The organism is Pseudomonadota bacterium (genome assembly GCA_030775045.1).
Lineage (GTDB): Bacteria > Pseudomonadota > Alphaproteobacteria > JALYJY01 > JALYJY01 > JALYJY01.
In genome coordinates this window covers 1-7,624 of record JALYJY010000087.1, presented here as the reverse complement: position 1 = coordinate 7,624, position 7,624 = coordinate 1, and the positions used below count along the sequence as shown (strand labels likewise).

Annotated in this window: 10 protein-coding genes; 4 read left to right on the top strand and 6 right to left on the bottom strand. The window is 60.9% G+C overall.

The genetic code is table 11. The features are described from left to right. Nucleotides 1-149 precede the first annotated feature (149 nt). The gene (locus M3O22_07670) at nt 150-962 is read right to left on the bottom strand and encodes an ABC transporter permease (GenBank protein ID MDP9196624.1); all 813 of its coding nucleotides are present in this window, start codon (nt 960-962) and stop codon (nt 150-152) included. A 66-nt stretch (nt 963-1,028) separates the two neighbouring features. Between M3O22_07670 and M3O22_07665 the strand changes: the two genes are divergently transcribed. Next, entirely contained in the window at nt 1,029-1,208 is a 180-nt protein-coding gene (locus tag M3O22_07665; GenBank protein MDP9196623.1) for a hypothetical protein, read from the top strand. Here M3O22_07665 and M3O22_07660 read toward each other — a convergent pair. Further along, nucleotides 1,202-1,594, bottom strand: coding sequence for a DUF305 domain-containing protein (locus M3O22_07660; protein ID MDP9196622.1), 393 nt, complete (start codon nt 1,592-1,594; stop codon nt 1,202-1,204). The genes M3O22_07665 and M3O22_07660 overlap by 7 nt on opposite strands. Nucleotides 1,595-2,038: 444 nt before the next feature. Between M3O22_07660 and M3O22_07655 the strand changes: the two genes are divergently transcribed. After that, a complete protein-coding gene (locus M3O22_07655) occupies nt 2,039-2,521 on the top strand; it encodes a ClpXP protease specificity-enhancing factor SspB (protein ID MDP9196621.1) in 483 nt (160 codons plus the stop codon). Between the two features lie 50 nt (nt 2,522-2,571). Here the strand turns inward: M3O22_07655 and M3O22_07650 are convergent, their stop codons facing one another. Next, nucleotides 2,572-3,759: a hypothetical protein gene (locus M3O22_07650; protein MDP9196620.1), complete on the bottom strand. Its 1,188-nt coding sequence runs from the start codon at nt 3,757-3,759 to the stop codon at nt 2,572-2,574. A 241-nt stretch (nt 3,760-4,000) separates the two neighbouring features. Between M3O22_07650 and M3O22_07645 the strand changes: the two genes are divergently transcribed. Together M3O22_07645 and M3O22_07640 are read left to right on the top strand one after the other, a co-directional pair. Beyond that, complete coding sequence (locus tag M3O22_07645) at nt 4,001-4,471, top strand: Hsp20 family protein (GenBank protein MDP9196619.1); 471 nt, start codon at nt 4,001-4,003, stop codon at nt 4,469-4,471. Nucleotides 4,472-4,511: 40 nt separating this feature from the next. Next, nucleotides 4,512-4,751, top strand: coding sequence for a DUF1150 domain-containing protein (locus M3O22_07640; GenBank protein MDP9196618.1), 240 nt, complete (start codon nt 4,512-4,514; stop codon nt 4,749-4,751). Here the strand turns inward: M3O22_07640 and M3O22_07635 are convergent. The 3 genes from M3O22_07635 to M3O22_07625 form a co-directional block, all read right to left on the bottom strand. After that, nucleotides 4,738-5,175: a GtrA family protein gene (locus M3O22_07635; GenBank protein MDP9196617.1), complete on the bottom strand. Its 438-nt coding sequence runs from the start codon at nt 5,173-5,175 to the stop codon at nt 4,738-4,740. The two genes, M3O22_07640 and M3O22_07635, sit on opposite strands and share 14 nt — an antisense overlap. 115 nt (nt 5,176-5,290) lie before the next feature. After that, nucleotides 5,291-6,241, bottom strand: coding sequence for a glycosyltransferase family 2 protein (locus M3O22_07630; protein MDP9196616.1), 951 nt, complete (start codon nt 6,239-6,241; stop codon nt 5,291-5,293). Further along, the coding region (locus M3O22_07625) for a hypothetical protein (GenBank protein MDP9196615.1) at nt 6,238-7,624 on the bottom strand (1,387 nt) is incomplete at its 5' end. The genes M3O22_07630 and M3O22_07625, both read right to left, overlap by 4 nt.

Here is a 7,624-nt window from a genome sequence, read left to right as displayed (position 1 = left end):
GCCCAGGACTGTCTTCCCCCCCTCCCCTGCGGAAATTCCGTCAGTCTGCTGCGCCAGCGCGGAAATCCGGTCCAGGTTCCACGATCCACGGGCCAGGATGGTCCGGCCGGTATCGTCACGCGACAGGGTGATGTCAGCCGGGGTTTCGGTCATGCTTTCAGGCGGTACCCCCGCGCAAACAGGATGCAGCACAGGATACACAGGACAGCCGTGACACCGGACACCACGACAATTCCTGTCCACAGACCGCCGTCCGTATGGCCGGTCCAGCCATAGCGGAAGCCGTCCATCAGGTAATAGAACGGGTTCAGGTGCACCAGGAACCGCCACCCTTCCGGCATGTGGGATGCGCTGTAGAAAGTTCCCGACAGGAACGACAGGGGTGTGATGATGAAATTGGTGATGGCAAACATGTGATCAAACTTTTCGGACCACTGGCCGGTCATGATCCCCAGGACGGCCAGCATCAGGGACGCCATGACCGCATGGAAAACCAGGAACCCGATACTGTGCGGCGCCACAGGCCAGAACAGCCACAGACACACAGCTGTTACTGCCCCTACAGCAAGGCCCCGCGTCACACCACCCAGGGCGTATCCTGCGGCCAGTTCCAGCGGGGACAGCGGCGGCATCAGGACATCCACGATATTCCCCTGCACCTTGGAAATAACCAGGGAAGAGGCGCTGTTGGCAAAGGCATTCTGCATGACGGACATCATGACCAGACCAGGCGCCAGGAACAGCATCCAGGGAATATCGCCCACGTGCCGTTCCGACCCGCCCAGGGCTATGGAAAACACCAGCTGGAACAGCAGGGCTGTTACCAGCGGGGCCAGCAGCGTCTGTGACCAGACCTTGCCAAAGCGGCGCACTTCTTTCAGGTACAGGGTCCACAGGCCGATCCCGTTGATCCGGCCCGGCCTGCGGGCAACAGGGGTCATTGCGGCAGACTGGGAATTCATTGCTGTCCCTTCATGTCCGATGCAGACAGGTCAAGGTCTGTTATCAATTAACGCAGAATGACCCAGATGACGAGAGGTTTTGTGGCTGTACCGGCCTGGACCCGCTTCAGAACCCGCTGCGGCCAGACGAATGTCAGGAACGAGGACCACAGGACCGGGGCGTACACGCAAGTACGTGAGGATCCGAGGACCGCCGTGACGCAGCAGGCGTCCGCTGCAGTCAGGGTTATGGAGGGGGTCTACTGACCCGTGTTGCGCTCCAGCCACGCCTTCAGGATCTTCATCTCCCGCCCCTGGTCGCGGACGATATCCTGGGCCAGAGACCGGATTTCCGGGTCGTCGCCGTGTTTCAGGACAACGCCGGCCATATCGATGGCGGCCTGCTGGTTGGCGATCATGCCGGTGGCAAAATCCTGGTCCGCATCTCCGGTCAGCGGGGCGGCCAGGCTTTCCTGGACCTGTTCATTGATGCGGCTGAAGGACCGGACGACAGAATCGGCCTGCCGGTCCGGGGCGGGCAGTTCAGCAGCTGGCGGAGCGGCGGAAGTCACAGCGTCTGCGGCCCGGGCCTGCGGAATGAAGGCCAGAATCATTGCGGCCACAACCAGAACCTGATGGAAAACGTTGCGCACGGGATACCCCTCCTGCCACTGAAAACAGGCTGAACCCCGACTTTGGCATGATCATGGCAGGGCTGTGCAAACCTTTCTCCTTGAAAAAAACGGGAAAAAGCCTATACTGAAGATGCTGGGTTTTCCCGGCTATGGCGATAAACGCCTTGTGGAATAAGCGTTACGGACCCGGGGGCGGTACCCGGCGCCTCCACCCCCCTGCCCGCTGGCACCCCGGCGGACAGGGCGGCGGGGGCGAAACAGGATCGACGTGCGCGGTAAAGACATGGCTTTTGCCCGGCATGGTACCGCCGTTATCGGGCTATACTACAAATGCCAACGACAACGTTGAGCGCCGTGTAGCTCAAGCTGCCTGATCGCAGCTGTTACACGCGGCACGGGGGGCGCCGGGCAACAGAAGCCCCCCACCTTCTTCCCCTTCCGGTTCCGGAGGTCTGGTTTTTAATGTCAGATGAAGTCCTGCGTTACGACCTGATGGTCGAAAAGGCCCTGCGCGGCATGGTGCGCGACGCCCTGCAGGAGGCGGGACAGAACGGCCTTCCGGGCAACCATCATTTCTATATCTCGTTCCGCACCGGCTTTCCGGGCGTGATCATGCCCGATTACCTGCGGGCCCGGTATCCGGATGAGATGACCATAGTCCTGCAACACCAGTTCATCGGGCTGCAGGCGGATAGCGATGCCTTCAGCGTCACCCTCAGTTTCAGCGGAATGCAGGAGCGCCTGACGATCCCCTTCAGCGCCATCGTCACATTCGCCGACCCGTCAGTCAGCTTTGCCCTGCAGTTCCAGATGGCCGCGGGCGATGACGGGGAGGATGACGGTGAAACAGACGGGGACCAGCCCCCGCCGGACGGGGGCGGAAAATCCGGCCCCCGCAAAACGGGCGAGGTGATTACCCTGGATTCATTCCGGAAGAAGAAATAGGGCGTATTGACAATCAAACGGATAATGGCCGCCTGGCAGGCTGTTTTTTCCTACAGGCTGATAGTGCCCAAGCCCTTGGCTTCAGCCTTTTTAGTTCTCTTTGCATTGTCCTCTTTGGCCCTTTTTCTGGCCTCACGACCGGGATCAGGGGCTTGGGGTCCCCTGTTCTTGCCGGAAAGACGCTGGCGGGTCTGTCCGTCACCTTCCGGAGCCGGAGACACCCCACTCTCCTGCATTTTTTCACGGAAACCTTTCATGAAAGCGTCAAGGGTTCCGGCCTGACTCTGGCCTGCTACAGTGGCTCCCAGCTCCTCGCGCAGCGTTTTCATCTGATCTGCAGGTAATCCCGGGGGGAGATAGCGCATCATCTCCTTTACGGCCCTGACCTCGGCCGGATCGAGCGTGGCCGGAGCCAACGTGAACGGCGGCAGGGCGTGGGGGTCCATACCCCATTTTTCCTTTACAAATTTCTGGCCGGCCGGCCCCAGATCCTCATTGGTCAGGACCTGGACAGGAGGAACCAGGCCCACATCCTTCGGGTCCTTCGGCGACACCAGCAGGTGATATTCCGTCTTCCGTCCCATACCGGTCCGCGGATCCAGCGGATGGATCACCTGGACGGCGCCCCGGACTCCCGGGATACTTTTCTTTCCGTCGCCCAGAGGCACGGTCCATGTCTTCCAGGCTGTTTCCTGCAGCGTCACGCCTTTGTTCGAGGCAAAGATATCGGATTTTCCGGGATCCCGGTCGGCCATGACTTCTTTCACCACATGCAGGCCGGGATAAAGGATCTTCAGATGCTCGGGCAGCCTGTCAGCATATTTGCGCAGGAAGAATTGCTGCAGGGTCCTGATGAAATCCACCTGCTCCTGGGTAAGTGTTGTTTTTCCCTGGTCGTTTTCCATGCTGAACTTGTTGTCCAGCAGGGCCAGGTGCATTTTCAAGGGCTTAGCCCGGGTGAACAGGCCTGCATGGCCCCGGGTATCCACCACCACGATAAACGTTTTCGGGTCGAAGTTCTCGACAATAACCGGGCAGGTCTGCAGGTTTGCACCCCCGTTGTAGATGGCGCTGCCAATGACCTGGACCGAGTCAATCAGGAACCCTGTCCCCAGATTCCCCCGGATGCCGTTATTGGGTGTGGGACAGTGTTCGTTTTCCGGGCCGACGGTTCCGTCCGGCTGCAGGTTCCTGCCAGCGCTGCAGGCCGCAAGGAGCGCCAGGGCCAGAGGAGCCATTTTGTTTACCGGGTTCGCCATGATCTCCACCCTCACCTGTCAATACCCTGCCCCCAGTATGTAACAGGAAAATAGTTTCAGAAATCCTAATGCGGCTTCATTCCGGTCTTGAAACCCGCCGGACCGGCTCCCATCTGTAATAAAGGCCCGGTTGCCCATAACGGAACCGGGCCGCACTTCAGGGTGCCGGATGGTCCGGGCCCGCGCAAAAAATGGCTCGCTCAGGAGAGGAGACATGTCCATGGCTTCACGTCTTTCGCTTTTCAACAGCCCTCTTGTTCTCGGATTTGACCGCATCGAGCAGATGCTGGACCGCGTGTCCCGCTCGTCTGCCGAGGGTTATCCCCCCTATAACATCGAACAGACGGGGGAGCATGGCCTGCGGATCACCCTGGCGGTGGCCGGATTCCGGTCCGAAGACCTGGCCGTCCACCAGGAAGGCCAGGAGCTGGTCATCCGGGGCAAACAGGAAGAGGAGGACAAGGGCCGCGTTTTCCTTCACCACGGTATTGCCGCCCGCCAGTTCCAGCGTACCTTTGTCCTGGCAGAAGGCCTTGAGGTCACGGGCGCAAGCCTGGACTGTGGCCTGCTGCACATCGACCTGAAACGGCCGGTTCCCGAAAAGTCCGTACGGACCATCCGAATCCGGAGTACCGACAAGGGACAGACCAGCCAAAGTATCTCTGTCGAAAGTCAGGATAAAAAAGTATAATGGAAGATGAAGTCCCCGTTCATGGGGCGAGGAGGGTGCCATGAAACAGGAAACCAGGACGAGAACGTACGCGTATGCAGACCTGCCCATGCCGTCCGGCGAATTCGCCGCCCTGGGCGTGAACAGCCTGGCCTATATCAGGCCTGTGGTGGTCAGCGGGGAAAAGGCCTTCTCTGTCCACGCCGCTGACGGCACGGCCCTGACGGTCCTGACAGGAACGCGGGACGAGGCCTTTGCCACCATCCGGGACAACCAGATGGAGCCTCTCAGTGTTCATTGAGCCCTTCTGGCCGGGGCTGGAATACGAGCCATCGGCTGGCGGTAAAATTGAACACAAGGCCAGCGATGGATCCGGCCCCCACGGCCAGGACAGGATACGCAGCGCACAGCGGGACAAACATCACCAGCCCTGAATAGACACCGTAATTTACCAGACCTCCCGGCGCGTTGACGGACAGGAACGCCAGCCACTGGCGCGCCCGGCTGCCATGATGTGGGCCACGGAAAGTGAAATGCCGGTTCAGGGCCCAGGTCGCCGTGGCCGCCACCAGGAACGAGAGCACACGCCCGCTGTACAGCCCGGCTCCGGCCTGCATCACCAGCCACAGCGTCCCCGCATCCACCAGAAAACCGATGGTCCCCACGGCGGCGAACATCAGAAACTGGCGGGCGGTATGGATAAAAATAGATTGATGTCTTTTCATAGCACCTGCCGGACATGTCCAGGTCAACGCAGAATGAGCCAGATGACAAGGCTTTCGAGAACCGGAGCGGAGCGTACACGTAGTACGTGAGCACCGGAAGCGGAGAAAGCTGAAGTCAGATGGCCATTATCCGTTGATCCTGACTGTCCGGGGCTGGTATCTCCAGATACCGCAGCCGCTTCATCTCCCGCCGCCCCCGGGTCACCGTCTCCAGGACCAGGCCGCAGGTCAGGGCCAGGAAGGCCAGAAGCATCAGGGCGCTGGCCAGGATGGCTGTGGGGAACCGGGGCACCATGCCTGTGTCCAGGAACTCCATCACCACCGGGATACCAAAGCCCAGTGACAGCAGGGCCAGGGCCGCGAAAATGGCGGTGAAGAACTGCAGGGGCCGTTCCTCCTTCACCAGCGTGACAATGGTCAGCAGGATGCGAAATCCGTCCCGGAAGGTGTTCAGCTTGCTGACCGAGCCAGGCGGACGGTCCTTGTAGGGGGTTTTCACCTCGGCCGTGGGCATGCGCAGCTCCAGCGCGTGGACGGTCAGCTCGGTCTCCGTCTCGAACCCCCGGGCCAGCGCCGGGAATGTCTTCACAAACCGGCGTGAAAACACGCGATAGCCGGACAGCATGTCGCTGAAGCGGCTGCCAAAGATCAGGCCCACCATGCCCGTCAGCACCACGTTGCCCAGCCGGTGCCCGGGCCGGTACGCCGCCTGGATGTCGGTGACCCGCGCGCCATTCACCATATCCAGCCGCTCATCCAGCAGTTTTTTGACCAGGGCGGGCGCGCTGGCGGCGTCATAGGTGTCGTCCCCGTCCACCAGCACGTACACGTCCGCCTCCACATCGGCGAACATGCGGCGCATGACGTTGCCCTTGCCCTGCAGGGTTTCCGTGCGCACGATGGCTCCGGCCCCGCGCGCCACCTCAACCGTGCAGTCACGGGAGTTGTTGTCATAGACATAAATTGTGGCACCCGGCAGGGCTGCGCGGAAATCCCGCACCACCTTGCCGATGGCGGCTTCCTCGTTGTAACAGGGAACGATGACGGCGATGGAGAGAGTACTCATGATGGACCTTTTCCGGTGACTTTGCAGAAACGAAGAATTTCGCCCAGATTATTGTTTACATCCTGACAGGAGGCCCTGTCAGCAGCAAGGCCGTACGCCGCCAGCGCCGGCGCTACAGCCCATTCTTCCCACGGGACGAACAGCACATACTGATAGTGCACAGGCCGGGACAAGACGGCGCGGATCCTGTCATTGAAGGCATTCTTCTCGCCCGGTCCTGTGAAATTGCTCTGGATCCGGATGAAGGAAATTTCTGGAGAGAAGGAGGGGATAACCCAGGACGATGGCTGGTATCCGGTCATCAACACGCGCATCGTCTTGTCTTTCAGGGGTCGGGTGTAGTCTGGCACGGCAACCTCCACAAACCGGTCGCTCCACGGTGCGCGGCCCCAGGTGCCTGGCACCGTGATTGCCATCAGCACCAGGAGCAGCGCCGCGCTGTTCCATACCTTGATCCGCGAGGACAGGGGCAACAAACCGATGGCGAGGACAATGCCAAGCGGAGCCAGAATCTCCAGCGACACGGCATAGCGGTAGATGCAGAACATCAGGACCCACGCACCGTATGACAGGCCGATGGCCCACAGGACGAAACCGGTCCTGCCCTGCCTTTGCCGACGCAACAGGGCGCACAGGCCGCCCGCCAGCAGGGTCACGAACAGCAGCGGGATGCGGAAATCCCGGAAGACAATCTCCCCCACCTTTTTTGTATCCAGCGCGAAATACAGCGGCAGGAACAGGCGCTGGAGCCAGTCACGCGGCACAAACTGCGTATCCCGGTAATCCTTGGCCATAGCCCAGGGCGACTGGAACAGGTCATTGAAATAGGGGAACAGGGGATTGCCGAAACGCTCGTACAGGAACACCATCCAGTGGCCCGAAAACACAGCGATACCCAGAAGGATCCCCAGGCCAAAAAAAAACGGCAGGAACAGCCGCCGCCAGAACGGCACGGGCAGGGTCAACAGGGCAAGGCACAGCCCGATGCAGTAGATGACCGACGGCTGCTTCAGGCCCATCGCTGCCCCCACCGGAAATCCGGCCAGCAGGATCAGGGGGAAAGCCCGGCGCAAGGATGCGCGGATCCACAGGTCCCATCCCGCCACCAGCGCCAGCAAAGATCCCAGAACCCCCAGGCTGATGATCGCGTCGTAAAAGGTGGTCCCCACCTGGGCCAGTCCCCCTGCCCCTGTCATACCGGCCACAGCCAGGGCCAGGCTGGCCAGCTGTTTCTTCCATCCCTCACCCGGCAAAACCCGTACGGCCAGCAGATACAGCAGGATCCCGTTCAGGCCCTGCAGAGCCCCCAAGATGAACCCCACGCCCCGGGCCGGGAAAATCCCTGCAAGCCGCACCAGGGCTGCATCCAGCGTGGGGTTATAG